Here is a 23,197-nt window from a genome sequence, read left to right as displayed (position 1 = left end):
GAAAAAAATTACCAATAAATACTGTAATAATAAACAGTTTCATCAATCGTCATGCCCATTTTTTCATAGAGCTTCTGTGCTTGGACATTATCTCTGGCAGTTTCTAGCATCATGTAACGCGCATCTTCCTGCTGACAATAGATAAAGCATTGCTCCATCAACGCCTGTGCTACACCTTGTTTTCTGGCTTGTTTCGCCACAAATAAATCATTTAAGAGAAACGCTCGTTTCATAGCGACGGATGAAAAGACTGGAAACAATTGTGCAAATCCAACTGGCTCCTCCTCCAAATATGCCAGGAAAATAATAGACTCTGCTCCCATTACTCGCTCCTGTATAAACTGCTCAGCTTGCTGTAAATCAGATGATTGTCCATAAAATTCACGATAGGCATTAAATAATGGGACTACGTCTCCCATCGTTTGCTGTGTCACCATACAAATTTTCATATTTTAATCTCCATTTCTTTTTGATTGTCCTTCTAGTATGATGGTAGTAAATAATCTGACATTTCAAAAGAAACAGTTCCAAACATTTTAACATGTCAAGGTGGTGCCTTATGGACGATTTAATCTTTCTATTAACAGAAAAAGAGGCAAAGTATAAGCAAGTGTACCAGCAAATTAAAGTACTTATTACGCAAGGTACACTTCAAACAGATGATTCCTTGCCCTCCATACGAAAACTTGCAGAAACTTTACAGGTCAGTCGTAATACTACATTAACCGCTTATGAACAGCTTGTGGCAGAAGGATACATACGTGGGGAGGGACGAAAAGGCTATTTCGTCAATGCGCTAGAGCAGGTTTTTCTAAAGGAGCAGGAACAGTCCCCTATGACACAGCCAAAAAAGAAGGCTGCATCCTATCTTGTAGATTTTCGCGCTGGGGCTGTCGATCAGCAACATTTTCCTATGAAAACATGGCGCCAAATTGCCAATCAAGTATTACAGGAATCAACCTGTTACGAATATGGAGAACTGTTTGGAGAATCAGTGCTAAAGGAGCAGCTTGTGCCGTATTTATTGCAAGCAAGAGGGGTTTATACAACGAGTGACAATATCGTTATTGGTAGTAGCACACAGCAAATGCTCTTGTATCTTGGCTTTTTACTAAAAGAATCTTTCCCAAGCATTCTTTTGGAAGACCCTGGCTATGATGGTGCACGGGAAGCCTTCCAGTTACATCACTTCGAAATAGAGCCACTACCTGTAATGGAAACAGGAGCTCAACTTGACATACTCCAAAACTGTCAATCACGCTTAATGTATGTCACCCCGTCACATCATTTCCCATACGGTGTGTCCATGTCTATTCAGCAGCGACAGACCTTAATACAATGGGCTCAACAAGTCGATGGTTATATTCTAGAGGATGATTATGATGGAGAGTTTCGCTATACGCAACAGCCATTTCCTGCCCTTGCTTCCATCGACTCATCAAGGGTAATCTATCTCGGCACCTTCTCTAAATCGTTTTTACCAGGTGTGCGTTTAAGCTATATGGTGCTACCAAATGCACTTGTTCAGCCCTATAAAGAGCGTTTTGCTCAATTTGAACAAAATGCTTCGTCCCTCCATCAACGCACAATGGCCCAATTTATGGCGCAGGGAGAATGGTCACGCCATATTAAACGAATGCGTTTGACCTATAAACAAAAAATGCAGCACCTTGTACAGGAGCTACAACGACATTTCGGTCAGCAAATAACCGTGTTAGGCGAGCAATCAGGACTCTATGTATTAGTGAAGATAAAGTCTCCACTTTCTGAGCAGCAGCTGATCCAACAGGCGGCGACTTACGGTGTGAAGGTTTATCCGACAAGCCCCTTTTTTATCCATCAAAAAAATGAGGAACCAATGCTGCAATTAGGCTTTAGTAAATTAGCGTTGGAAGAAATCAAGCTGGGCATCGAGCTGTTAAAAGAGGCGTGGCAGCCATAACCTTCAACGTTATGGCTCTTACCATACCACTTAAAAATAATCAATAAATGTTGGGATACCTACTGGTAAAACCGCCTCGAGCAATGCAATTTCCTCTGTACGTCCCTGTAATCGTTCAATTCTTTCTAAATAGGTTGGACGTTTGTAGCCTAACAGCATAGTAGCCAGTGTTTGCACTGTTAAATGCACAGCATTCATGTCCAACGTCTCACTTACCTTCTGCACAGAAAGGTTTCCATCTTTCATTTTGATGATGTAGGTGCCATTATTCCACGCCACAGTGCGATCACTGACAGCTAGCTGAAGCTCGAAATTCTGACCAATAAATGGATAGCGCAGTAAAAATTCTTTGACATCGACGATTCTTGCCATGAAATAAGGCGATACCTTTTGAATGATCTCACTGTCCTCTAATAGAAAGGCTACCGCTTCATTACCAGTTGTTTTCCCGTAGACATTGTAGACCATTGAGCTGTGAGCCGAGACGAAATTCCATAAACCTTTACGAGCCTCTTCCTGCAAATAGACGATTTCATCAATGTAATAATTTTCCTCCATAATACGATAGAACATGTAGCCCTGTGCCACATCTTCTTCATCATAGTAGACCGCCGCCTGAAGGTTCACATCACTATCTATAAATTTCTCCTCCCAGAAATCCTCCTGAAATTTCTCGTTCCAGGCAATACTATTGCGCACCATTACCCCATGCGTTTTCTGCGCATAGCGTGCGTAGATAGCCACCACATCCTCATGCTTGGGATCAACACGGCGAATTTTCCCATTAAGCCCAGCATAATGAGGAAGCTGTGTATCCTTCACTTGAAATTCCACAATATCACTCATAATTTCCCATCCCTTTTTGCGGTAATAAGGAATAGAATATGGAAATAAATAGGATATATACTGTCCTTCATTTCGCATACTTTGCAGACTTTCAATTATCAAGCTCTCCATTAAGCCATGCCCTGAATATTCAGGGTATGTCCCAACTGCTGTGATGCCACCCATTTCATAAATCTTGCCATGCACATTCACCTCAAAAGGCAAACTTAAAATTTGCGATACAAGCTGTGAACCATCAAACCACCCGATAGCATGCCCTTCATTAAATTGCCTACTCTTAGCATTCACAAAGCGACGATCCTTGTGAATGGACATTGACATTTGAAAGACATAATTCAGTAAATCAATGGACTGTGCCATTTCATCCAATCGAATTTCTCGCATGATTAAGCCTTTTCGTTGATTCATGATTCCCTCTCCTCATCAAATAACTCTCTTAATATCGACTGTGGTGCATCCAAAAAACGTTTGGTCACGATGTAGTGAATGGTATCCTCATAGCGAATGGATTCAATTTCTCCTTGATCAAAACTATAAATCGTTGCATTCGGATAGCCAAGCAAAATGGGTGAGTGTGTAGCAATAATAAATTGTGCCTCATGCTCAAGGTCCTTCATTATTTTCAGCAAGCTCAGCTGCCTCGTTGGTGACAATGCCGCCTCAGGCTCATCCAATAAATAAATGGCTTTACCCTTAAAACGATTCATAAATAACGCAAGAAAGGATTCACCATGAGATTGATGGTGTAGTGATTTCCCACCAAAAGCAGCATATTTGTTTGGATGGCGCTCTAACAAATCAATATGACTGGCAAATTGATAAAATGTTTCTGATCGAAGAAAAAACCCATTCGATATTTTCGGCAGCCACGACAAACGGATATATTCCCCCAATGAAGATTCCGCCTTATGTACTTCATATAAATTTTGACGACCGCCACCAGCCGTATTGAAATCGCAGCGATCAGCAATCGCCTCCAGTAATGTTGATTTCCCCGAACCATTTTCCCCAACAAAGAACGTCACATTCGTTGGGAACTCCAGCTCATGCAAATCCTGCAAGCTTGGAATATTAAAAGGATACTCCTGTTTATTGGGAATCGTATCCTGTAACACCTTACATGACTTTAAATACATTTCATTTCCTCCTTACTCTTATTATAGCGAACATCCCTCAAGCTGAAACGTAATCCACCCACCTGTTTGATTGAAATGTTACCTTTTTATGTATCCACCCAAGCCAGCCCAACATAAATAGCCTAAAACAGCTGACGAAGTCCCTACCATTTTCACAACTCGCTATGAGATATTTCCCGAGAAATAAATAAAAAACATGTCGAAAGTTGCAATTACTACCTGTAGTATCATGTCATATTTTTGATTTTTTTATAAAAAAAGTGGACATTGACCTCCTCTCTAACTGATTAAGTGAATGATTTCCCTGCAACATGCAGTAGTGTTTTCCATTGCAATTTTATTTCGCAGTGGCTTGCTGAATGATTGTCTCTAATAAGCGGGGTGTCTCTCTTTTCGATTACCTTGGAACCCTTTCTGAGCGATTCCATCCACTTTTGGATTACTTTCATTACCTAAATTGATCCGATTCGAAAAAAGGTTCAATACCTATTTCTTTTAATAAGAATTTCCGATGACTTCTTTTATCTACCAAATGTTGTTTAGGTATTAAAATTTCTTCTCTTAATCGCTGAAACAAATTCGGGTTATGCTCTGGAAACCATTCCTCATATCTGATCCCTTGATTTAATTCTATTTTTATTAAAAATAAAACAATATCTTCATACATATAGGGGAATTCTTTCTCTATCTGCTCATGATGTGCTAACAGTGCATAAAGATAATCTTTAAAACGATAAAATCGCTTCTGGTCTAATGGATTGGAGCTCCATTTTTTATTTTCCTCCCACTCTTGTATGGGCTGAAATATCTGAAGAGAACCCGTTTCCCAAGTACCCAGCATACAAGTAAATGCAGCTATAGCGTATCTTCTTGTTTCATCATCTGGATCTCCAAAATATTTATAGTAATCCTCCCGATACTTACTAAAATTTCCGCTAGTATGATAACCCCCAATAGCAAAACCCTCCAACCCTCGTTTTGCTTGTTCAATGATATTATTTGTCATTCTACTTACTCGCCTCCTTTTCTTTACTATCTAATCATGTTAATATAACGTGATATTAACATAATTAACCAACCGGAAATGTAAAATATATTTATTCCATTCACCCACAATATGACTATTAAGTATTGTATGGGATTCTACGCCTCTTTCCCCTCACTAAGTTATAAACTTCTATAGGAAACTAATTACTAGTTTTCCTCTGTGCTTGGCTCTCTCATTTTATGATTACCTTCAGTAACTCGATGAGCGGGTTTCCTCTCTTTATGATCACCTCTAACGGCTTTTCGAACGGTTTCATTCATTCTTTGCTCACCATCTCCAAAGTTCTAACTATTATCTTTCGCTCATAAATTGAGTAACAATCAAAAGTCAGAAGGAGAATCGCGATGTTTGTGACGCATTACTACGAAAACAAGACGTCCGTTTTAAGTCAATTGCTCGTCAAGCTACCTACTGTGGATGATGATATTCGCATTAAAGGGCGCAAGGCAAAGGTGTTGGAGGTACTTCAAGTTGATGACAACAATTTTCATGTGAAGATATTATTCGAAAAAATCCCTAAAAAGCAGCCTCTTAAAGAGCTTGGAAAGAAAAAGAGATAATCAACTAAAACATGGTTTATTCCCTTAATTTTCGGGAATAAAATAGGTAATGATTGCGAATCATTCACTTTAAATTTCTTCAAGCAAAACCGTTGACTTTTTAATTGATAACAATTATCATTATCAATAGATTATTTCTTTCTCCAAATTGCTTCATTCAGAATCCCCCTCTTTTTTGAATAAGCATGTATCAAACGGATATTCTTACATCAGACTAAGAGTATCCGTTTTTATCTGTACATGAGGAGAACTTTACATACTAAAGGAGCTGTTTTGACATGGATTATCGTATTGAAAAAGACACTATGGGTGAAATTAAAGTACCTGCTAATAAAATTTGGGGCGCGCAAACACAGCGCAGTAAAGAAAATTTCCAAATTGGTACAGAACAAATGCCAATCGAGCTTGTGCAAGCTATGACAATCCTAAAGAAAAGTGCGGCGATTGCGAATAATAAACTAGGCAAACTTTCTGATATTAAAGCAAATGCCATCGTGCAGGCTGCAGATGAAATTTTAAATGGTCAATGGGACGATCAATTTCCTCTTGTGGTTTGGCAAACTGGTAGTGGTACACAATCCAATATGAATGTGAATGAAGTCATTGCTCACCGTGCGAATCAACTATTAGAGGATGCAGGTGAAGCGGACCGTATTCATCCAAATGATGATGTCAATAAATCACAAAGCTCAAATGATACATTCCCAACAGCATTGCATATTGCGGCTGTTTTAAAAGTGGAAGATTATTTATTACCAAGACTACGTTTATTAAAAGCAACTTTGGAAGATAAAGCAGCTCAATTTAAGGACATTATTAAAATTGGTCGTACGCATTTACAGGACGCGACACCTCTCACATTAGGTCAAGAAATTAGTGGTTGGGCAGCCATGCTCTCAAAATCAGAGCATATGATTATCCAAAATATTGACTATATGAAGGAGCTTGCAATTGGTGGAACAGCAGTCGGTACAGGAATCAATGCTCACCCTGAATTTGGTGATCGTGTGGCTGAGGAAATTAGTGAGCTAACAGGCAAACAATTCACATCAGCTGCAAATAAATTCCATGCCCTAACAAGTCATGATGAAGCAGTTGTAGCACACGGTGCATTAAAGGCTTTAGCGGCTGATTTAATGAAAATTGCCAATGACGTTCGCTGGCTAGCAAGTGGCCCTCGTTCAGGTATTGGGGAAATTACGATCCCAGAAAACGAACCAGGCTCTTCCATTATGCCAGGTAAAGTAAACCCTACCCAAAGTGAAGCAATGACAATGGTTGTCACACAAGTAGTTGGAAATGACGCAACAATTGCCTTCGCCGCTTCTCAAGGTAACTTTGAATTAAACGTCTTTAAACCAGTCATCATTTACAACTTCTTGCAATCAACTCGCCTATTAGCGGATACAATGAAATCATTTAACGACCATTGTGCAGTAGGCATTGAGCCAAACAAAGAGGTACTCGATTATCATTTACAAAATTCATTAATGCTTGTAACAGCGTTAAACCCATATATTGGCTATGAAAACGCAGCAAAAATCGCAAAACAGGCCCACAAAGAAGGCACGACCTTAAAGGCAGCAGCCATCGCAAGTGGCTTACTTACAGAAGAACAGTTCGATGAATATGTAGACCCAGCAACAATGATTTATCCGAACGTAAAATAATGAAAGCGACCATAAAAAGATTGAGGCTAATGGGCTTCAATCTTTTTTGTTTATGAGAAATATCTTTAGCATGGATGAAAGCAAAATTAAAAGACATGAATCTCGATAGACTATCGAATCCATGCCAAATAGCTTCCTAATGAAAATAATTGTATCTATCCTATGCAGTCACTTCATCGGAGAGTGGTTTATTCTGCCTCCTATGTAATCCATAACTCCATTACAGATGCTTATAACTAGTTAAAATTCTCTCAGCTTATTTTATCCAGCTTTACATTAAACGACAATTCATCGTCAATTAGATTAAACGTATCAGCTTTATCTTGTTTAGATAATTTAGAGATATAATGATAGTAGTTTGGTAATAATTCAAAATCATAATTTAAATAATCTCGTATTAATTGGTCATCTTGAAATTTTGAAACATCCCCGTCTAACAAATCATGTTTTATTAACTCTTTAGTGTTGTTCGTAAAATCAGATACTACGTATGAAAGAACATTGTTCTCATATCGTAAGTTTTCAGAGGCACCTGAATAATTTAATAAAGATAGTAATTTCGCATTATTAAAATTCTGTTGGTTAGTTAAAGATGAAATCTCCATTAAGTAAATCGATTCTAGGTGGTCATGATAAGGATTTTCAATATCTACTCCATTATACATTGCTTGTTTCTCAAAGGGTCTTATTCTCCCGGTTTTTAATAGTAATAAGTGATTATGATTGCTTAGATAGATGTTTTTGGAAGTATCTAATCTAAGTAAATTATCTCCGTTTGGAAGTAATGGATTTAATCGTTTTATCTCTCCTGTTGAAGTGTTTACTAAAAAAATACATTGATAAAAGGGATGTCCATAGTTAATTTCTCTTTTCGTAATAAAATACAATAAATATTGAGGATTAAGATAAATTAACTTGGAATAATAGCTTTCATCCTTAATTTCTTCAGAAGAAAAATAATTATTTAAATTTAATGTGATAGCATGTATTTGATTAAATGTTTCAAGATTAATTCTATAAAAGTTTATGTTATTTTTTTCTTTTAGACTAAAACAAAATTCATTATTCATAATATCCAAAGCAAATTCGTCATAGCGGGTGTCTAATCGTTGTATATTTTTGATCGTGCCGTTTTTTAAATTAATCTCACAATGCGCAATACTAGCATGTTCTAATAAAATAGCCTCAAACTCTTCTTTAATTTCATTTGTAGGAATTAGTTGTTTATTATTCAAAAATATTCCCCCTTCAATATTGCTAATAAATATTTCACTTTGAGCTTTTACTCCTTTCTGGCCTCTGTATAAAGAAGTTTTTCGAGTTCGTCCACCTTGCTCCCGTCTAATTGGTGTGTGAGCCCATATGTTTCACCCTTGCCATCGTTATTGATGATTACGTTGAGATCGTGAAGTAATTCAGTGAAATACGTAAAACACTTAGTTAATTCTCCATAGGACTCAGCTGTATCAAGACCTTGCTGTTTCTCAACCGATATTACATAATCCAGATGTCCCATCAAAATCTGCAGTACATTTAAATTTTCAAAATCCTTCTGAAGGTCTTCCCCTTGAACCCTAAAATATAGCATTTCCTTCGTGAGACGATCTGCCCTTAGATAATATTCGTCTACGTCTGTTGTTTTGTTAATATCTTGGGCATGATAGGCAATCCATGCTTCCAACGTTGGTTCAATCTCATAGTTATTGAAGCCTTCAGGGGTTGATACATCATTCCAGATTTTCGAAGAGTTTACTGCTGCTACTTGTTTGATTGTTGTTTCTTCTGTTTTTACCTGTTCCCCTTTCGTTTCTCCTTCCTCGGTACAACCTATTAACAATCCACTTATCAATAGTCCTGTCAATACAACATTTACGAGCTTCATCTCTCTCACTCCTCTTTAGAAGGTTAGCCATTTATTATAATAATACCTTACACTAGTTAATTTTTATAATATTTTCCATTTAATAATTACGTTTAACATGGCTGATTCTCTATGTATCTCGCAGTAATAGCAAAATTAAAAGCCACCCTCATGATGAGAGCGACTTTCCTAACCTCCTAATATTCACTTTTCAATAGGGAAAAGATAGCGAGATCCACATACTTCCCTTTTTCAAATTCATGTTGCCTCAAAAGACCTTCTTGAGAAAAGTTTAATTTTTCCAATAGTTTGATAGATGCTGTGTTTTCTGGCTCTATTTTTGCTTCGATTTTATTGATTCCCATGGATGTAAAGGCAAAGTGGATGATCGAACTTAAAGCCTCTTGCATCACACCCTTCCCCCAATAGTCAGGGTTTAAATCATAGCCAATTTCTATACGATTATGCTCTTTTTCATAATTCAAATAGCCACATGTGCCAATCACCTTGTTGGTCTGAATTTCCTCGATTACCCATCTTAAGCCTTTTTGTTCTTTAAAAATTTTCTCATACCAATTGATTTCATCAATAGCATCTTCAACTGAAGCAAACAATGGTAATGGCAGGTACTTCACTACATTTTCATTAGAATAAAGTCTCAAAATATCTTGGCAATCACCCATTATCCCTTTTCGTAAAATAAAACGTTCTGTTTCCAATTGAGGAAAAACCGTAAATTCGAATTGTGTATGCATACTACTCCCCTTTTTCACCATTTATTAGCATTTTACTCTTTAAAATAATAACATATTAGTTTTAGTATTTTTTCCTAATTTGACCTCTTTCTCTTATCTCTCCGCAAAAACGTTAACATATTATTGATAGAAATCCCAACAATTGATAGCATTTAGATAATTAGTTTAATATTGGAATTTAAAGGAGTTGAAAAGAACAATTAGAAAATCAAAGTTAAATAAAGCCGTATTTATATTTTTAATCATTAGCATACTCCTGAATATATTTTTTGTAGCGTCATGGGCAAGCAATAATGCAAGGAAACAAGAATATTTTATTTATAACCTTAACCAAAAATTGTATGAATTAAATTTAGCTATAAATAAACAAAAAGAAAACGATTGGCAAGATCCTCAAGTTTTAATCAATCAGATAGAGAAGATAAGAGTTGTTATCGTTGACTCTGTCATCACAAATAATTTTGCAAGTAGCGTATTAAATAATGGAGAAAAAGAGATGCTTCGGCGTATATTTATTTTTTTAGAACCTTTACCTAAAACCGATTTATTCGAGGTAGAAGAATGGGATGAAGCAGATACAGAATATATCATAAGGATCGGAAAAGTTTTAAGTTTGTCTAACTATACAACTAATAGTTTCCCTAAACAAATTTGGAACACAATCGTAAAACAATGGGAACAACTTGATAAATCGTTAGCTATAGAATTTAATCAATAAAAGTTAGCATATTACATTTTATAGGAGACTTTATTAGTTTCTCACCATCAGCAAACATTTCTCAACTATTGCTACCTCATCTACTGACAGTTGGTCTAACAGCAGTGCAAGTTTTTTCTCATGTTCCTCTCCTTCTTCTCCTATCCAGCAAATGTAGATTTCGCAATAATCTCCTTTGGGAAGGAATTTTTTTAGAAAGTCACATACATGGTGAAAAGTTCTTTTGGCTTTTTCATAGTTATGGGGGGAATACACTTTATTTTCGTTATGCATTTGCCAAATGGGCTCTCCCTTTGTTTCGATTTCATATACATAGGGTGTTGTAAAATGCTTTGCCTGTACAATTTGGCGATTCTCTTTTACCGAGAAAAAATAATTTATGTCAACTTCATTTTCTGTATAGTCATCCTGTATTTCAACTGGAAAATTGAAGCCTATATAGGTTGCCATACTCATATTTTGCTCCTCCTATTAAAAAAACCCTGTAAATGTACAGGGTGTCAGCAACGTAGCTGTTGATAATGTAAATAGACACGCTTTGGAGTTCGTGCTTCTACGAATATTTCTTGCATCACCAATTCCTGGACCACGCTTTGAAGAAATTGCTTGAAGCAAAAAGGCTTCAAACGACGGGTTGTCCGCTTCCTTTTGTGAGGCTTGCTACCGTAGTTGGTCTACCGTGATGGCTGTTGCTTTGATGGTTTGGTGTTGCGGCGGTGTTTTTGGTTCAATATAGAGCGTTGTGTAATACGCATCCGCAATGACAATCACGTAAATAATGAATAGTAATCGTTTTGTTCAATGGTTCAAAAAAATCATTTCTCCCTTTTTTATAGCTGACAACGAAAACTTGTCTACTTATCATACGAGCAATTGATCAAAAGGTTTCAAAAATATTTAAAGGGAGACAAATTTCTGTCTCCCTTACGCCTCTAGGCTTCTGCCACCATCATTTTCCCAGCGATCAATGTCCCAGTGATCCTCATCTTTTTCTCTCAAAATACCCATTGCATTCAATGGAACGAATGACATTTTGTCCCTCACCCTTTTCAAGCGTTCTTCTCTAGTTTATGAAGGGAAAGGGGTTTTCGTTCATCGTAAAATAGGCTTAATTTTAAAGCCTAAGGCAATCGCAGCTCCAATGCAGCTAAAAAGACAGCCTAAGATTAAATAAATACTGAGTGTTGATTCGCCGATGACAACAGACGCAATACCGCCAATCACGGGGAATAATGCAACCATATAGCCACTTTTTGCCCCTCCAATTCGTTCGACTAGCTTTAAGTAAAATAACCATGCGAAAAAGGATGCAATAAGTGTTAAATACAAGAGCGCCGATAAGTAGGTAAAGGATTTTGGTATTACGACTGTTTGTCCCTGTAGCCAAACAATGGCACACATGACTGCACTGCCCACTGCAAAACCAATGGCATTCGCATAAATCGGGTTGATTTGATGCTTGGCATTTCGGGCAGAGCTTGCATCCCCAATGGCTGTTAGGACAGTCCCTACGAAGGCAATTAACACTCCTTTTAACTCCATATTATGTAAAGATGGATAAATCAGCACCCCCACGCCGATGACGCCTAAAATACCGCCAATTAAAACACGACGATGCAATGGCTCCTTGAGAAATATCCGTAGGGCGATGGGTGTTAGTATGACTTTTAATGAAAAAATTAATGTGACAATAGCAGCCGAGCTCCATATCGTCGCATAATACAGCGCTAAATAGCTGAATGCAAAATTACAAACGCCAAAAACGATGATAAAAGGTACATCGCCCTGTTGTGGTTTACCCTGTGGTTTCAAGAACCAAGCAAGGATGAAAAATAAAAGGGCTGTCATGACTAAACGATAGGTTAAAGATAATTCTAAACTGACTGGCGTTCCTTGAATTTTGACTGCAATAAAATTAAGACCCCAGACAATCAAACAAAAGATATACATAAAATTTGTCATGCTGTTTTAAATTCCTTCTCCGATGCTATTCCTGCCATCTTCCCATAATGATCGTGTGATAGAACCTGCCATCTGCAAGGCATTTATCATTTTTCAGAATGCCTTCCACTAAAAAGCCCATTTTTTTATAGAGCTGTATCGCTTTCTCATTGGTTTCTAACACTTCTAGTGCTATTTTGCGAACACCATTGGTATCTGCCCAATCAATGGATTCTTGCAGCAAGGCTTTTCCTATGCCATAGCCCCAAAACTCTTTACTGACTCCAACACCAAAGGTTACTTTATGGGCAAGCCTTTTGAGTGGAGAGCCCTCACATCTTGAGAACCCAACGATCCGATCACCGACAACCGCTACTAAACATAAATTTTTTGAGCTTTCGCTATCCTGTTGAATAAGCTGCTCAAAGCCTGCTCGATCAATCAATGCCTCGCCCTGTTCACGATCGAAGTTTTCCGTTTCACCGTCTAATTGCAAGCGTAAATCTGATAAGGCTTGGGCATCTTCGCGTCGGGCACAGCGAATTGTATAGGATAGCTCTTTTATCTGGAGCTCTTTCTGATCAATCAGCATGTTGGAATCCTCCAATTGACTGAATCCGCACAAAACGATTATGCCAAATGGATTCGTGATGTTGAATAATTTGTGGTGCTGCCAGTACATTACTATCTAAGGTGCTATGTGCATCTTCTATTAAAATATTATGATGGTAGCCATGACTAAAAGCACTACGGATTGTTGTATCAAGACAAAACTCTGTTTGAGCACCCGCGAAAATCAATTGGTCGATGTGATGCGCTTGTAAATAAGCTGCAAGCTCCGTTTGATAGAAAGCGTCCCACGTTGTTTTTTGAATCACTTGATCCTCCGCCTGTCTAAGTAATCCATGATACAGTTCCCAGCCTGGTTGACCTAATGCAAAATCCACATCATCTGCGTCTGTATGCTGAATAAAAATAACGGGTACTTCGTTGCGCCGTGCCCATGTAATGGAGGCATTAATATTTTTGATAATAGCTTCACTGTTCCAAAGATTTTGCTGGCCATCTAGAAAGAAAGCCTCCTGTATATCGATAATGATGAGTGCTTGTTTCATCGTATCCTCCTTTGTGCATCAGTAGTAACTTTTTTAATTGTACAGAAAACGATCTTCCATTAAAAGAAAATTTTGCACAACAAAAAGCACCTTTACAACATCGTAAGGTGCCTCAACTATGTACACTACCATCTAATACATGCCACTATTAGATGGTGTCATGCGCTCGCATCATTTGATATAGGCTAATGTTTGATAAACTTGGTGAAGCGAATGATTAAATGCTTGCTGTTCCTCTTCGTTTAAATGCAATTCAATTACACTTTCAATACCAGCTCCCCCTAAAACAACAGGGACACCAATGCAGGCATTGTCTACTTGATATTCGCCCTGTAAATACGTAATGATGGGCATTACTTTCCGTTGATCCTTCACAATCGCTTCAATCATTTGGACAATGGCGGCAGCTGGGGCATAATAAGCACTGCCATTGCCAAGTAGGGCGACAATTTCGCCTCCACCTTTTCGCGTTCGCTCCACTAATTGCTCAATCTGTGCTTGTGGCATTAATTTTTCTAATGGTATTCCTCCGACATACGTATAGCGAACGAGTGGCACCATTTCATCGCCATGTCCACCCAAGACGAAGCTCGATATATCCTCGACAGCAAGCTGAAGAGCCTGTGCGATAAAGGTATTAAAGCGCGCTGTATCTAAAACACCTGATTGTCCCATGACACGATTTTTGGGAAAACCCGTTGTTTCCAGACAAACATAGGTCATAGCATCGACAGGGTTACTTAAGACGATAATATAGCTAGTTGGCGCATAACGTTTGATTTGTTCGCTTACCGTGCGGATGATTGCCGCATTTGTATGAATTAAAGCCTGCCGTGTCATGCCAGGCTTTCTTGCAATACCTGCCGTGATAACCACAATATCAGCATGAGCTATTTCCTGATACTTTGAAGTAGCCGTCACCTGTACGTTAAATCTTTCTATTGGTCCAGCTTGGAGAATATCTAATGCCTTCCCTTTCGCAGCATTTTCGAAGTCTGGTAAATCGATAAGCACAATATCCCCGATCTGTTTCTGTGCGACCATTAACGCTACGGTTGCACCTGTATGTCCAGCGCCAATGATGGCGATTTTGGGTCGCCTAAAGCTCATCTGCCTCCCCCTCCTAACGACATAGATTCATTACTAAAGATCCATCGACTATTTATCTGCCTGCTCATCCTCTACAAGTTTTGTTTGTTGAGGCTTCTGGCGAGTGCTTGTTTTTTTGGCTGCTGCCTCCGTCGCTTTTATCGGCTGTGTTTCATCAATAATCGCTGTGAATACTTCATTGGCTGCTCGTGGAATTACATGTGCGCTTAGTAGCTTGCTCGTTCGCGTTGCTGCCGCTTTACCAGCATCAACCGCAGCCTGTACTGCACCAACATCTCCCTCGACAATAATGGTTACGATACCACCGTCTACTAGCTCCTGTTTCACTAATTGGACATTGGCTGCTTTTAGCATGGCGTCTGCAGCTTCAATGGAGCCAATCAAGCCATACGTTTCGATCATTCCTATCGCTTCTGTCACTGTGCTCACCTCACGATTCATCTGTGCCATCTATAATGCCAACAACAATGGCATCAATTGGACAAATACTGGACGTAGAAAAACTTCGTACAGCAGCACTGCCCATTGTTAAAATGACGTTATCTCCAACACCTGCACCTATACGATCTGCCGCAACAATTTGTTCATCACTCAGTTGACCATCCAGCTTTATTGGCTGGATAATGAGTAATTTCAATCCCTGTAGCCCTTCCTCTTTACGTGTTGCCCAGATATTTCCGACCACTGTTCCTATCCGCATGCATCCTCATCCTTTTTCGTGAAACTGAAGTTCAATTTCTAATTTTTCCACGGCCTCCTTCGCCAGTGCCGTCAACCTTGCCTCTTTGGGGACTATCACTGTCTCACCTTGATAACGGCTTACATCATTTGCCGTTATAATCTTGTGGTTAATTTCAATTGGAGGACTAACGAAGTTATTGTAAGGCTCTCCTGCCATCTTGCCTGTTATAATTGTACCCGTTTCACCCTGTTGGATGAAGCCTGCGTTTGCTTCATCTGTATCAATATGCATTTCTAAATGATAGTGATCAGCCACACGAATTTTCACTTGCTCAAAGGTAATGGGACGTCGCCCTTGCACCTTAACGGAGACGTATTGACCGTTCTGAACCCCTAACTGCTGTGCATCAGCAGGTGCCATATGAATATGTGCTTGTGCGATAATGACCCCTTCTTGTAAAATCAAACTTCCTCTAGGTCCTACCAGTATACAGCTAGCTGAGCCAGCAATTTCTCCCGATTCACGCAAAGGTGGTTGAATTCCTAGGGCAATGGCATCTGTTTGACTAATTTCAATTTGTGTGAAGGTGCGAGCTGGACCTAATACACGTACATTTTGGATGCTTCCTTTTGGTCCCACCACCTGTAGCGTTTCATGTGCTGCAAACTGACCGGGTTGAGCTAACATTTTTTTTACACTCAGCGTAGCACCTTTGCCAAATAGCTGCTCGACATGCTCTTGTTGTAAATGAATATGCCTTGCTGAGATACCTATAGGAATTTCATTGGGTGTAGGAGCTGCTTCTTTTTTAGGTAGTAATTCGGCTATGACATCATTAACAATTTTTATTATTGCTTGTTCATTCATATAGCCACCTCACTCATTATTGCATTTTTAAAATCGCTTCCAATTCTGCATGTGGTCGCGGAATCACATGTACAGATAATAGCTCTCCAACACGTTGTGCAGCTGCTGCTCCTGCATCTGTTGCGGCTTTCACAGCCCCTACATCCCCACGAACAAGCACCGTGACAATACCGCCACCCACATGGACTTTACCAACAATATTCACGTTGGCAGCCTTGACCATTGCATCAGCTGCTTCAATAGAGCCCACTAAGCCCTTTGTTTCAATCATTCCTAATGCGCCTAAATTCATTTCGTATCCCTCCTTCTATTAAAATGCCTCTGCATCTTCAGGTAATGTTTGGCCACCATCAATAATGATCGATTGACCCGTAATAAAGCCTGCCTCCTTACTACTAAGGAACAATGCAGCATACGCTATATCCTCCACACGACCAAGGCTGCCAAATGGAATCGCCTTCGCCATCTTCTGTAGATAGGTGTCACCAAGACCATCTAAGCCTTCTGTTGCGATATTTCCTGGTAACACGGCATTGACCGTAATATGATAGGGTGCTAATTCAAGAGCCGCAGTTCGCATAAACCCTAATTGAGCTGCCTTACTTGCGGCATAATGTGTCCATCCAGCATAGCCAGTCACTGGACCCGTTATCGACGAGGTAATAATGACCCTGCCAGCATTCGCTTTCTTTAAATGGGGCACGCAAGCTTTGACAGCAAACATCGTTCCTCTGGCATTGACATTTAATACCTGATCCCAATGGTCCGTCGTCATGTCCTCTAGTTTCATCGAGGGAAAAATACCAGCATTGGCACATAAAATATCGATGGAACCAAAAGAGCTAGCAACCTCCGTAGCCATGCTTTCAACAGATTCATAGTTTTCAACATCAACAGTGGCAGCAGAAGCGGAGAATCCTTGCGCTTGTAATTGATTTGCTACATCTGTGGCAGCTTCCATACCTCTTGCTGCAATCACCACATGAGCACCCTGTTCAGCAAATACGGTAGCAATCCCCTTCCCAATTCCTTTACTACCACCAGTAACTATGACAACCTTCCCCGTTAAATCGACCTTCAACTCGTTCCTCCACCTTTCCTTTTATTCATTTTAAGTACTTGGCTTTTTCGCAATTTCTGTTACTAATCCATTCACCGCGATATCTGGCCTTAAAATAGTTGAAGAGGCAATCCATTGGTTGGCTGCTTTAGCTAGTTGTGTACCAATGGCTATCGCTTCCTGAATGGCCGCTGTGTCCCCTTCAATGGCAATGGTTACTAGAGCCAAATCGATGGTTTCTTGTCGAAGTATTCGAATATCCGCTGCTTTAAGCATAGCATCTGCGATTCGTATTGAAATCGCAAGTCCTCTTGTCTCCACAATACCAATCGATTTCATGTAACAACACTCCTGCTAATATCTTTGTATCGTCATCCCTTTTTCCTGAATCATTTCTTGTGCTAGTGCTGTAAGTTTTGTGTGGGCAGGTAGTGTCAGCCGTTGCCCCTTGTACGATTGAAGCATCTCTGCTGTCAAATAGTTTGCCACTATAGTCGAACGAGCCGGTTCCTCTTGCTGCTTTAAAAATCGAATAAGCTGTGCAAATAACTGAATGTCACAGCCAAACTCCTTTAAGCGCTCTATATGATGCAGCAACATTTTCATGTAAGGATTCGGTTCCTTTGCTGTGACAACAGCAGATAATTTTTCATTTGGAATTAAAATTGCTGTTTGATTGCTAACCAGCAACTCAGACAGGTACAAGGCTGCCGGTGTAGTAGGCAAGCCTTGGGCACTGCTGACGATAAATGCTTGATCCACTTCGAGAAAAACAATAGCATCGTAGAATAGCTGAGTGGGACTTGTGGTTTCATTTGCCTGCCACTCCTCAACATGGCAATAGCTTTGTAATACGTCCACCTGTTTCTTAGAAATGGTCGTATGAGAATGGACAAGCAAAAGTCTTTTATGCTTTTTATCCATCATCGATATGACTACTTCTTCGATGATTCTCTGTAATTCTTTTATATCCATACCTGTCACTCCATTTTGATAAGCTTGCCAATTGTATGCTGTTGAAGAGCGGCGGCATTCGCTTCATCTGTATCTACATGCATCTCAAGGACGAATGCTGAGGAGACACGCACAACCACATTCATTAATCGGAGCTGACGTCCATCCCCACAGATTTCAACCGTCACGATTTCCTTATCTTGGACATTGAAGGCAGCAGCATTGGATACAGCCATATGAATATGTGCTTGTGCAATAATCAATCCTTGTGTTTTATGGAGAGTTCCATGAGGTCCAATCAATGTGATTGATTCAGATTTTTCTAAGTCGCCTGACATACGAATCGGTGGTGTTACACCAAGCTTGATGGCATCCGTTTGACTGATTTCGACTTGGGTTGCAGTGCGAAATGGGCCTAAAACCCGAACCTTGTCAATTTGGCCTTTGGGTCCCTTAATCGTTAGAACATGCTGTGAAGCAAATTGACCTGGCTGGGAAAGTTCCTTCCATTTCTGTAACGCTGCGTCTCTACCAAATAAATAATAGAAATCCTCCTCATTAACATGACAATGACGGGCAGAAATCGCAATCGGGATACTTTGATTTGTAACTTCAGTGACATGTTTTTGATTGTTTATCATCACAATCCCTCACTTTTCACTTAGGTAAAATTGCGTATAATTCCGAATGAGGGCGTGGAATAACATGTACCGATAATAGCTCACCTACTCGACGTGCGGCCTCAGAGCCTGCATCCGTCGCTGCCTTGACTGCCCCGACATCACCTGTCACCAGCACCGTCACAATGCCGCCACCAACATGTACTTTCCCTACAATATTGACGTTTGCTGCCTTCACCATGGCATCTGCCGCCTCAATTGATCCGATTAAGCCTCTTGTTTCAATCATGCCTAAAGCTCCATTTATCTCTACGCTCATTTCCTTTTCCTCCTCTAATTACTTAGCTTTGTGAGTACTTCCTCTACAATCTTTTCAATGGACAACCTGTCAATAGACACCCCTTCAATTGCTTGCATCGCTGGAGCCTGTATATTTTGTGGATGCTGTGGGGGTGGAATCGTTAGTGCCTTCACACCATAGGCCACTCTTTTTTTATTTAATAAATGATGTGCAGAAATATTATCACTCGTAATATTTCCCCCATAGGCCCCACAGCCCAATGTAAAGGAAGGCGTTAAACTTGTCGTACCGCCTGCAGCCCCAACAGATGCTAAAGTATTGACTAATATTCTGGACACGGGCATTTGAGCGGCAAACTGCTTAACAAAATGTTCATCCTGTGCATGAATAGCCAGGCTATGTCCTCTCCCTCCAACGTCAAGCAAGCGACGGCAAATCTTTACGGCTTCTTCCTGAGAACGAGCCGTATAAAGACCTAGGATGGGAGAAAGCTTCTCCATGGAAAATGGATACTCCTTCCCAATCTCCTGTTCCTCCGCGACTAATACGCGTGTATGTCGAGGGACATCAATATTAGCCATTTGGGCTATTACGGTTGCTGGCTTCCCGACAATTTGGCTATTTAATGTACAAGCTACTGGTGAAATCACCTTTGCTAATTTTTCCTTATCCTGCCCACTTAGAAGGATGGCCCCATTTTCTGCTAAAGCAGCCATCACCTGTGCTTTGACCTCCTGATGTACGACAATAGCTTGTTCTGTGGCACAGATCGTACTATTATCAAATGATTTACTATCGATAATTTGCTTCATTGCCTCGTTCACATTTGCTGTGCGATCTATATAGACAGGAACATTCCCAGGGCCAACACCATAGGCTGGTTTCCCTGAGCTATAGGCAGCTTTGACAAGCCCTGCTCCACCAGTTGCTAAAATTAGCTGTACATCACGATGATGCATAAGTTCCTCTGTTCCTTTTATTGTTGGATGGCTAATCCATTGAATAAGTCCCTCTGGCGCTCCTGCATGAACGGCTGCCTGCTGACAAATTTTCAATGCCTCGATGGTGCAGTTGACTGCTGTTGGATGAGGACTAAAGACAATGGCATTTTGCGCCTTTAGGGCAATTAGCGTTTTAAAAATGGCTGTAGCAGTCGGGTTCGTGACAGGTGTAACTGCCGCAATAACACCGAATGGATAAGCAATTTCCACCTGCCTTGCTACCCTATCCTCGTGTATAACGCCAATTGTCTTTTCATGCCGAATGGCTTCATAGACACCTTGAGAAGCCAACTCATTTTTTATTTTTTTATGTTCAATAATGCCCATCTTTGTTTCCGTAACAGCTAATACAGCAAGATTTTCTGCCTGTTTATAAGCAGCTTGGGCAATGGCCTCTACAATTCGATCGACCTGCTCTTGCGTAAAGCTGGCATACATTTTTTGCGCAATCGAAGCGGCTGCTATTCCGTCTCTTGCCTCTTGTATCGAAACCAAATCTTGGTCTCTCACCATATGACGAACCTCCCGTCATGTAAATTTTTTTAGGGCAATTAAGTCGCTCGAATTAGCTACAGAGACAGTGCCTGATGATTGCTGGTGCAGACTTTGCCAATGCTGTAATTCATGCGTAGATAATGCTACATATGCAGGGGCAGTTGTTTGCTGCGTCTGATGTTGGTTTTCTTTTATTAATCGAAATGATTGCCATTCCTGTAATTCCTCATTTGATAACGTTTTAGAAGCTTGTTCAGGCTGAGAGCCTTGCGTTAGTTTTTCCAATACCAATTCAGTAATCTTGGCAATTAGCTGATTGTCCATATGCTCACTCCTTTTCGATTAGCATGGTGAGAACAGATTCGTCATACGCTTCAATAATTACGGTTGCATCAGGTAAATAATCCTTTGGGTATGTGGCACTAGGAATGATGCCAATGGAAAAGCACATGCCAGCATTTTTAGCAAAGAGCATATCTGCATTCGAATCGCCAATCATCACTGCTTTCTCAAGCGATACTTGAAATTGTTCCTTTGCCACATATGCTAAGTCTGGGAAGGGCTTACTGGATGTAGCTTGGTCACTTCCTAGAACGAAATCAAACAAAGCTAATAACTCTAGCTGTTGTAAATGTGATTTGGCTCGTGCCGTTTGATCAGCTGTAATCACCCCTAATTTCATCCCTTTATTTTTTAAGGTTATTAAGAGATTACGAATACCTGGTAATGCCTGTACCTTGCTATTTTCCTGCTGCGATGTGGCTAAGTTGGAAGCTGCTCTCGCAAGTGTTACCCCTCTGCTCCATGGGATTCCCTGCTGATAGAGTAAGAACGCCACGATCGTCTCAGCTTCTTGTATACTTCCAATAGCTAGAGGACTCGTTGGGTCAATCGTTGTTCCATTGTCATTAACCCCTATGTTTCTTAAAAAAGTTTGTAAGGAAAAATAGATCTCTAAGTCTGAATTTTCAGTTAAATTAGCATATAAATTTTTGGCCCAGGCAATCCATAAAGAATCCATTTCTATGATTGTTCCATCCTTATCAAAAATGACCCATTCCACTTTTGTCATAGAAAAACCCATCCCTTTATTTATTCTCGTATAGCCTCTATTGGCGATACTGGTGCTTGCACCTCTACCTGCACTGTAGCGTCCTTCGCAAAGCGTTCCTCTGGTGCATCCTCGTTAATATGGTGTCTTGCCCACACCCAATAATAGATCGTTGCCACAGCAAAAACAGCCAAACAAACGATGAAAAAAGTCAAATTCGCAAAGAAGCTCGCAAAGATAGCAATGACGGCTAGCGCAAGTGAGACAATAGGCGTAAATGGATACAGCGGTGTCTTAAAGGTACGTACTAAATGAGGTTCTTTTTTACGCAAAATCAACACCGATAAATTCATCGTAATATACGATACTAATGCCCCAAATGTAGAAATTAAAATTAAATCATCTGGATTAAATAAAATGACTAACACTAACCCGATAAAGCCTGGCAAAATAATGGCCATATATGGTGTCTGACGCTTTTTATGCATCTTCGATAACATGCTTGGCAAATAGCCTGCACGTGATAAAGCATAGACCTGACGAGAGTAAGCCAAAATCACACCCGAAAAGCTTGCAATTAGTCCTACTAAGCCAACAGATGCTAAAATCTGCGCCAACCAATACGTATTTCCAAAAACAGCGGCAATCGCTGCTGGCAATGGATCTTCAGCAACCGTCATGACATCGATGCCAGCTAGCCCAATGGCAACAGTTGTTGTCAAAATGGATAAAATCAGCAAGGTCACCATACCTGAAATTAACCCCTTCGGCATGTCCTTCTGCACATCTCTCGTCTCCTCCGATAACATAGGCAACATCTCGATTGCTAGGAATAGCCACATCGCATAGGGCAATGCTGACCAGATGCCTTTAAATCCACCTGGTATAAGATCGCCATTCTCAGGGAATAAATGGCCCACATTAATTTGCGGTAAACCAACGAAATACATTAAGACTAGTAAGCCTAAAGCAATAAAAACAAGCACCATTTCGATCGTGGCATATTCTTTAATGCCAATAATATGAACCCCCATGAACAGAGCATACATAAAGGCAGCTGCCACCACTGTCGGTACGGCTGGAAACAAAAAGCTGATATAGCCCCCAATACCAATCGCGATAATTGGTGCGGCAATGACATATTGCAGCACGACACCAACTCCTGTAATAAAACCGATATAACGCCCCATCGCCCGTCGAGCAAAGGAGTAAGGTCCTCCTGCATAAGGTAACATCGTCGATAATTCAGAAATACCTAAGGTCATCGTTAAATACATAATCGCCATAAATAATGTGGCAATGAGCATTCCTAAAAAACCAGATTGACTTAAACCAAAATTCCAGCCAAAGTAGTTCCCAGAAATCACAATGCCGACGCCAATTGTCCATAAATGGATGGGTGTAAGGGCTTTCTTTAATACGATGATTTCATCCTTTTTCGAAGACATGTTATTCGCCACCTTT

Annotated in this window: 29 protein-coding genes; 4 read left to right on the top strand and 25 right to left on the bottom strand. The window is 40.0% G+C overall.

Annotation, left to right across the window (positions count from 1 at the left end; genetic code table 11):
* Positions 1 to 8: 8 nt before the first annotated feature.
* Positions 9 to 449 (bottom strand): GNAT family N-acetyltransferase, encoded by a 441-nt coding sequence (locus C7B89_RS14660; protein WP_115674011.1) that lies wholly within the window; start codon positions 447 to 449, stop codon positions 9 to 11.
* Positions 450 to 559: 110 nt separating this feature from the next.
* Between C7B89_RS14660 and pdxR the strand changes: the two genes are divergently transcribed.
* Positions 560 to 1,942, top strand: coding sequence for a MocR-like pyridoxine biosynthesis transcription factor PdxR (gene pdxR / locus C7B89_RS14655; RefSeq protein WP_115674010.1), 1,383 nt, complete (start codon positions 560 to 562; stop codon positions 1,940 to 1,942).
* Between the two features lie 30 nt (positions 1,943 to 1,972).
* Here the strand turns inward: pdxR and C7B89_RS14650 are convergent, their stop codons facing one another.
* The 3 genes from C7B89_RS14650 to C7B89_RS14640 all read right to left on the bottom strand — a co-directional run bounded on the left by C7B89_RS14650 (position 1,973) and on the right by C7B89_RS14640 (position 4,930).
* Positions 1,973 to 3,196 carry a GNAT family N-acetyltransferase gene (locus C7B89_RS14650; protein ID WP_115674009.1) on the bottom strand — a complete coding sequence of 408 codons (1,224 nt, stop codon included), beginning with the start codon at positions 3,194 to 3,196 and terminating at the stop codon, positions 1,973 to 1,975.
* Positions 3,193 to 3,924 (bottom strand): AAA family ATPase, encoded by a 732-nt coding sequence (locus C7B89_RS14645; protein WP_115674008.1) that lies wholly within the window; start codon positions 3,922 to 3,924, stop codon positions 3,193 to 3,195. Before C7B89_RS14645 ends, C7B89_RS14650 begins: the two co-directional genes overlap by 4 nt.
* 448 nt (positions 3,925 to 4,372) lie before the next feature.
* Positions 4,373 to 4,930, bottom strand: a complete 558-nt coding sequence (locus C7B89_RS14640) for a hypothetical protein (RefSeq protein WP_115674007.1) — start codon at positions 4,928 to 4,930, stop codon at positions 4,373 to 4,375.
* 386 nt (positions 4,931 to 5,316) lie between these two features.
* Here C7B89_RS14640 and C7B89_RS14635 point away from each other — a divergent pair, with 386 nt between their 5' ends.
* Positions 5,317 to 5,532, top strand: a complete 216-nt coding sequence (locus tag C7B89_RS14635) for a hypothetical protein (RefSeq protein ID WP_115674006.1) — start codon at positions 5,317 to 5,319, stop codon at positions 5,530 to 5,532.
* A 278-nt stretch (positions 5,533 to 5,810) separates the two neighbouring features.
* Entirely contained in the window at positions 5,811 to 7,202 is a 1,392-nt protein-coding gene (gene fumC / locus C7B89_RS14630; RefSeq protein ID WP_115674005.1) for a class II fumarate hydratase, read from the top strand.
* Positions 7,203 to 7,453: 251 nt separating this feature from the next.
* Here fumC and C7B89_RS14625 read toward each other — a convergent pair whose 3' ends face one another.
* From C7B89_RS14625 to C7B89_RS14615, 3 genes are all read right to left on the bottom strand, one after another.
* Positions 7,454 to 8,437 carry a hypothetical protein gene (locus C7B89_RS14625; protein WP_115674004.1) on the bottom strand — a complete coding sequence of 328 codons (984 nt, stop codon included), beginning with the start codon at positions 8,435 to 8,437 and terminating at the stop codon, positions 7,454 to 7,456.
* A gap of 47 nt (positions 8,438 to 8,484) precedes the next feature.
* Positions 8,485 to 9,084 carry a hypothetical protein gene (locus tag C7B89_RS14620; RefSeq protein ID WP_115674003.1) on the bottom strand — a complete coding sequence of 200 codons (600 nt, stop codon included), beginning with the start codon at positions 9,082 to 9,084 and terminating at the stop codon, positions 8,485 to 8,487.
* 176 nt (positions 9,085 to 9,260) lie between these two features.
* A complete protein-coding gene (locus C7B89_RS14615) occupies positions 9,261 to 9,818 on the bottom strand; it encodes a GNAT family N-acetyltransferase (protein WP_115674002.1) in 558 nt (185 codons plus the stop codon).
* A gap of 187 nt (positions 9,819 to 10,005) precedes the next feature.
* On the opposite strand from C7B89_RS14615, the gene C7B89_RS23270 reads away from it, so the two are divergent.
* A complete protein-coding gene (locus tag C7B89_RS23270; RefSeq protein ID WP_244205682.1) occupies positions 10,006 to 10,536 on the top strand; it encodes a hypothetical protein in 531 nt (176 codons plus the stop codon).
* Between the two features lie 33 nt (positions 10,537 to 10,569).
* Here the strand turns inward: C7B89_RS23270 and C7B89_RS14605 are convergent, their stop codons facing one another.
* The 18 genes from C7B89_RS14605 to eat form a co-directional block, all read right to left on the bottom strand.
* Positions 10,570 to 10,992: a hypothetical protein gene (locus C7B89_RS14605; RefSeq protein ID WP_115674001.1), complete on the bottom strand. Its 423-nt coding sequence runs from the start codon at positions 10,990 to 10,992 to the stop codon at positions 10,570 to 10,572.
* A gap of 636 nt (positions 10,993 to 11,628) precedes the next feature.
* Entirely contained in the window at positions 11,629 to 12,498 is an 870-nt protein-coding gene (locus tag C7B89_RS14600; RefSeq protein ID WP_004228976.1) for a DMT family transporter, read from the bottom strand.
* Between the two features lie 25 nt (positions 12,499 to 12,523).
* Positions 12,524 to 13,069 (bottom strand): GNAT family N-acetyltransferase, encoded by a 546-nt coding sequence (locus C7B89_RS14595; protein ID WP_115674000.1) that lies wholly within the window; start codon positions 13,067 to 13,069, stop codon positions 12,524 to 12,526.
* On the bottom strand, positions 13,059 to 13,592 hold the full coding sequence (locus C7B89_RS14590; protein WP_103117891.1) for a cysteine hydrolase family protein: 534 nt from the start codon (positions 13,590 to 13,592) through the stop codon (positions 13,059 to 13,061). Before C7B89_RS14590 ends, C7B89_RS14595 begins: the two co-directional genes overlap by 11 nt.
* A 171-nt stretch (positions 13,593 to 13,763) precedes the next feature.
* Positions 13,764 to 14,702, bottom strand: coding sequence for a malate dehydrogenase (gene mdh / locus C7B89_RS14585; RefSeq protein WP_115673999.1), 939 nt, complete (start codon positions 14,700 to 14,702; stop codon positions 13,764 to 13,766).
* 48 nt (positions 14,703 to 14,750) lie between these two features.
* Entirely contained in the window at positions 14,751 to 15,143 is a 393-nt protein-coding gene (locus C7B89_RS14580; RefSeq protein WP_112117870.1) for a BMC domain-containing protein, read from the bottom strand.
* Positions 15,133 to 15,402 (bottom strand): EutN/CcmL family microcompartment protein, encoded by a 270-nt coding sequence (locus C7B89_RS14575; protein WP_016995124.1) that lies wholly within the window; start codon positions 15,400 to 15,402, stop codon positions 15,133 to 15,135. Before C7B89_RS14575 ends, C7B89_RS14580 begins: the two co-directional genes overlap by 11 nt.
* A gap of 6 nt (positions 15,403 to 15,408) precedes the next feature.
* Positions 15,409 to 16,251: a phosphate propanoyltransferase gene (gene pduL / locus C7B89_RS14570; RefSeq protein WP_115673998.1), complete on the bottom strand. Its 843-nt coding sequence runs from the start codon at positions 16,249 to 16,251 to the stop codon at positions 15,409 to 15,411.
* A 16-nt stretch (positions 16,252 to 16,267) separates the two neighbouring features.
* On the bottom strand, positions 16,268 to 16,543 hold the full coding sequence (locus C7B89_RS14565) for a BMC domain-containing protein (protein ID WP_048390439.1): 276 nt from the start codon (positions 16,541 to 16,543) through the stop codon (positions 16,268 to 16,270).
* A gap of 18 nt (positions 16,544 to 16,561) precedes the next feature.
* On the bottom strand, positions 16,562 to 17,332 hold the full coding sequence (gene fabG, locus C7B89_RS14560) for a 3-oxoacyl-ACP reductase FabG (RefSeq protein WP_016995121.1): 771 nt from the start codon (positions 17,330 to 17,332) through the stop codon (positions 16,562 to 16,564).
* Positions 17,333 to 17,362: 30 nt separating this feature from the next.
* A complete protein-coding gene (locus C7B89_RS14555) occupies positions 17,363 to 17,650 on the bottom strand; it encodes a BMC domain-containing protein (protein WP_112117869.1) in 288 nt (95 codons plus the stop codon).
* A 15-nt stretch (positions 17,651 to 17,665) separates the two neighbouring features.
* Positions 17,666 to 18,286, bottom strand: coding sequence for a hypothetical protein (locus C7B89_RS14550; RefSeq protein ID WP_115673997.1), 621 nt, complete (start codon positions 18,284 to 18,286; stop codon positions 17,666 to 17,668).
* Positions 18,287 to 18,291: 5 nt separating this feature from the next.
* Positions 18,292 to 18,906 (bottom strand): phosphate propanoyltransferase, encoded by a 615-nt coding sequence (pduL, locus tag C7B89_RS14545; RefSeq protein ID WP_115673996.1) that lies wholly within the window; start codon positions 18,904 to 18,906, stop codon positions 18,292 to 18,294.
* Positions 18,907 to 18,922: 16 nt separating this feature from the next.
* Positions 18,923 to 19,204, bottom strand: a complete 282-nt coding sequence (locus C7B89_RS14540; protein WP_004229005.1) for a BMC domain-containing protein — start codon at positions 19,202 to 19,204, stop codon at positions 18,923 to 18,925.
* 14 nt (positions 19,205 to 19,218) lie between these two features.
* On the bottom strand, positions 19,219 to 20,700 hold the full coding sequence (locus C7B89_RS14535; RefSeq protein ID WP_115673995.1) for an aldehyde dehydrogenase family protein: 1,482 nt from the start codon (positions 20,698 to 20,700) through the stop codon (positions 19,219 to 19,221).
* Between the two features lie 15 nt (positions 20,701 to 20,715).
* Positions 20,716 to 21,006, bottom strand: coding sequence for a hypothetical protein (locus C7B89_RS14530; RefSeq protein ID WP_004229009.1), 291 nt, complete (start codon positions 21,004 to 21,006; stop codon positions 20,716 to 20,718).
* A 4-nt stretch (positions 21,007 to 21,010) separates the two neighbouring features.
* The gene (locus C7B89_RS14525) at positions 21,011 to 21,754 is read right to left on the bottom strand and encodes an HAD family hydrolase (RefSeq protein WP_115673994.1); all 744 of its coding nucleotides are present in this window, start codon (positions 21,752 to 21,754) and stop codon (positions 21,011 to 21,013) included.
* Between the two features lie 20 nt (positions 21,755 to 21,774).
* Complete coding sequence (gene eat, locus C7B89_RS14520) at positions 21,775 to 23,181, bottom strand: ethanolamine permease (RefSeq protein ID WP_115673993.1); 1,407 nt, start codon at positions 23,179 to 23,181, stop codon at positions 21,775 to 21,777.
* Positions 23,182 to 23,197 lie beyond the last annotated feature (16 nt).

The organism is Lysinibacillus capsici, assembly GCF_003367505.1.
GTDB classification, from domain to species: domain Bacteria; phylum Bacillota; class Bacilli; order Bacillales_A; family Planococcaceae; genus Lysinibacillus; species Lysinibacillus capsici.
This window is presented reverse-complemented; position numbering and strand designations above follow the sequence as displayed.

Coding starts and splice junctions, on each gene's coding strand:
- C7B89_RS14590 (WP_103117891.1), bottom strand. CDS start 13,592: ATGAAACAAGCACTCATCATTATCGATATACAGGAGGCTTTCTTTCTA.
- C7B89_RS14635 (WP_115674006.1), top strand. CDS start 5,317: ATGTTTGTGACGCATTACTACGAAAACAAGACGTCCGTTTTAAGTCAA.
- C7B89_RS14650 (WP_115674009.1), bottom strand. CDS start 3,196: ATGAATCAACGAAAAGGCTTAATCATGCGAGAAATTCGATTGGATGAA.
- C7B89_RS14525 (WP_115673994.1), bottom strand. CDS start 21,754: ATGACAAAAGTGGAATGGGTCATTTTTGATAAGGATGGAACAATCATA.
- C7B89_RS14580 (WP_112117870.1), bottom strand. CDS start 15,143: ATGAATCGTGAGGTGAGCACAGTGACAGAAGCGATAGGAATGATCGAA.
- C7B89_RS14605 (WP_115674001.1), bottom strand. CDS start 10,992: ATGAGTATGGCAACCTATATAGGCTTCAATTTTCCAGTTGAAATACAG.
- C7B89_RS14540 (WP_004229005.1), bottom strand. CDS start 19,204: ATGAGCGTAGAGATAAATGGAGCTTTAGGCATGATTGAAACAAGAGGC.
- C7B89_RS14535 (WP_115673995.1), bottom strand. CDS start 20,700: ATGGTGAGAGACCAAGATTTGGTTTCGATACAAGAGGCAAGAGACGGA.
- mdh (WP_115673999.1), bottom strand. CDS start 14,702: ATGAGCTTTAGGCGACCCAAAATCGCCATCATTGGCGCTGGACATACA.
- pduL (WP_115673998.1), bottom strand. CDS start 16,251: ATGAATGAACAAGCAATAATAAAAATTGTTAATGATGTCATAGCCGAA.
- pdxR (WP_115674010.1), top strand. CDS start 560: ATGGACGATTTAATCTTTCTATTAACAGAAAAAGAGGCAAAGTATAAG.
- C7B89_RS14600 (WP_004228976.1), bottom strand. CDS start 12,498: ATGACAAATTTTATGTATATCTTTTGTTTGATTGTCTGGGGTCTTAAT.
- C7B89_RS14575 (WP_016995124.1), bottom strand. CDS start 15,402: ATGCGGATAGGAACAGTGGTCGGAAATATCTGGGCAACACGTAAAGAG.
- C7B89_RS14595 (WP_115674000.1), bottom strand. CDS start 13,069: ATGCTGATTGATCAGAAAGAGCTCCAGATAAAAGAGCTATCCTATACA.
- C7B89_RS14565 (WP_048390439.1), bottom strand. CDS start 16,543: ATGAATTTAGGCGCATTAGGAATGATTGAAACAAAGGGCTTAGTGGGC.
- fumC (WP_115674005.1), top strand. CDS start 5,811: ATGGATTATCGTATTGAAAAAGACACTATGGGTGAAATTAAAGTACCT.
- C7B89_RS14660 (WP_115674011.1), bottom strand. CDS start 449: ATGAAAATTTGTATGGTGACACAGCAAACGATGGGAGACGTAGTCCCA.
- C7B89_RS14640 (WP_115674007.1), bottom strand. CDS start 4,930: ATGACAAATAATATCATTGAACAAGCAAAACGAGGGTTGGAGGGTTTT.
- C7B89_RS14550 (WP_115673997.1), bottom strand. CDS start 18,286: ATGGATATAAAAGAATTACAGAGAATCATCGAAGAAGTAGTCATATCG.
- C7B89_RS14620 (WP_115674003.1), bottom strand. CDS start 9,084: ATGAAGCTCGTAAATGTTGTATTGACAGGACTATTGATAAGTGGATTG.
- C7B89_RS14645 (WP_115674008.1), bottom strand. CDS start 3,924: ATGTATTTAAAGTCATGTAAGGTGTTACAGGATACGATTCCCAATAAA.
- eat (WP_115673993.1), bottom strand. CDS start 23,181: ATGTCTTCGAAAAAGGATGAAATCATCGTATTAAAGAAAGCCCTTACA.
- C7B89_RS14555 (WP_112117869.1), bottom strand. CDS start 17,650: ATGAAATCGATTGGTATTGTGGAGACAAGAGGACTTGCGATTTCAATA.
- C7B89_RS14615 (WP_115674002.1), bottom strand. CDS start 9,818: ATGCATACACAATTCGAATTTACGGTTTTTCCTCAATTGGAAACAGAA.
- pduL (WP_115673996.1), bottom strand. CDS start 18,906: ATGATAAACAATCAAAAACATGTCACTGAAGTTACAAATCAAAGTATC.
- C7B89_RS14530 (WP_004229009.1), bottom strand. CDS start 21,006: ATGGACAATCAGCTAATTGCCAAGATTACTGAATTGGTATTGGAAAAA.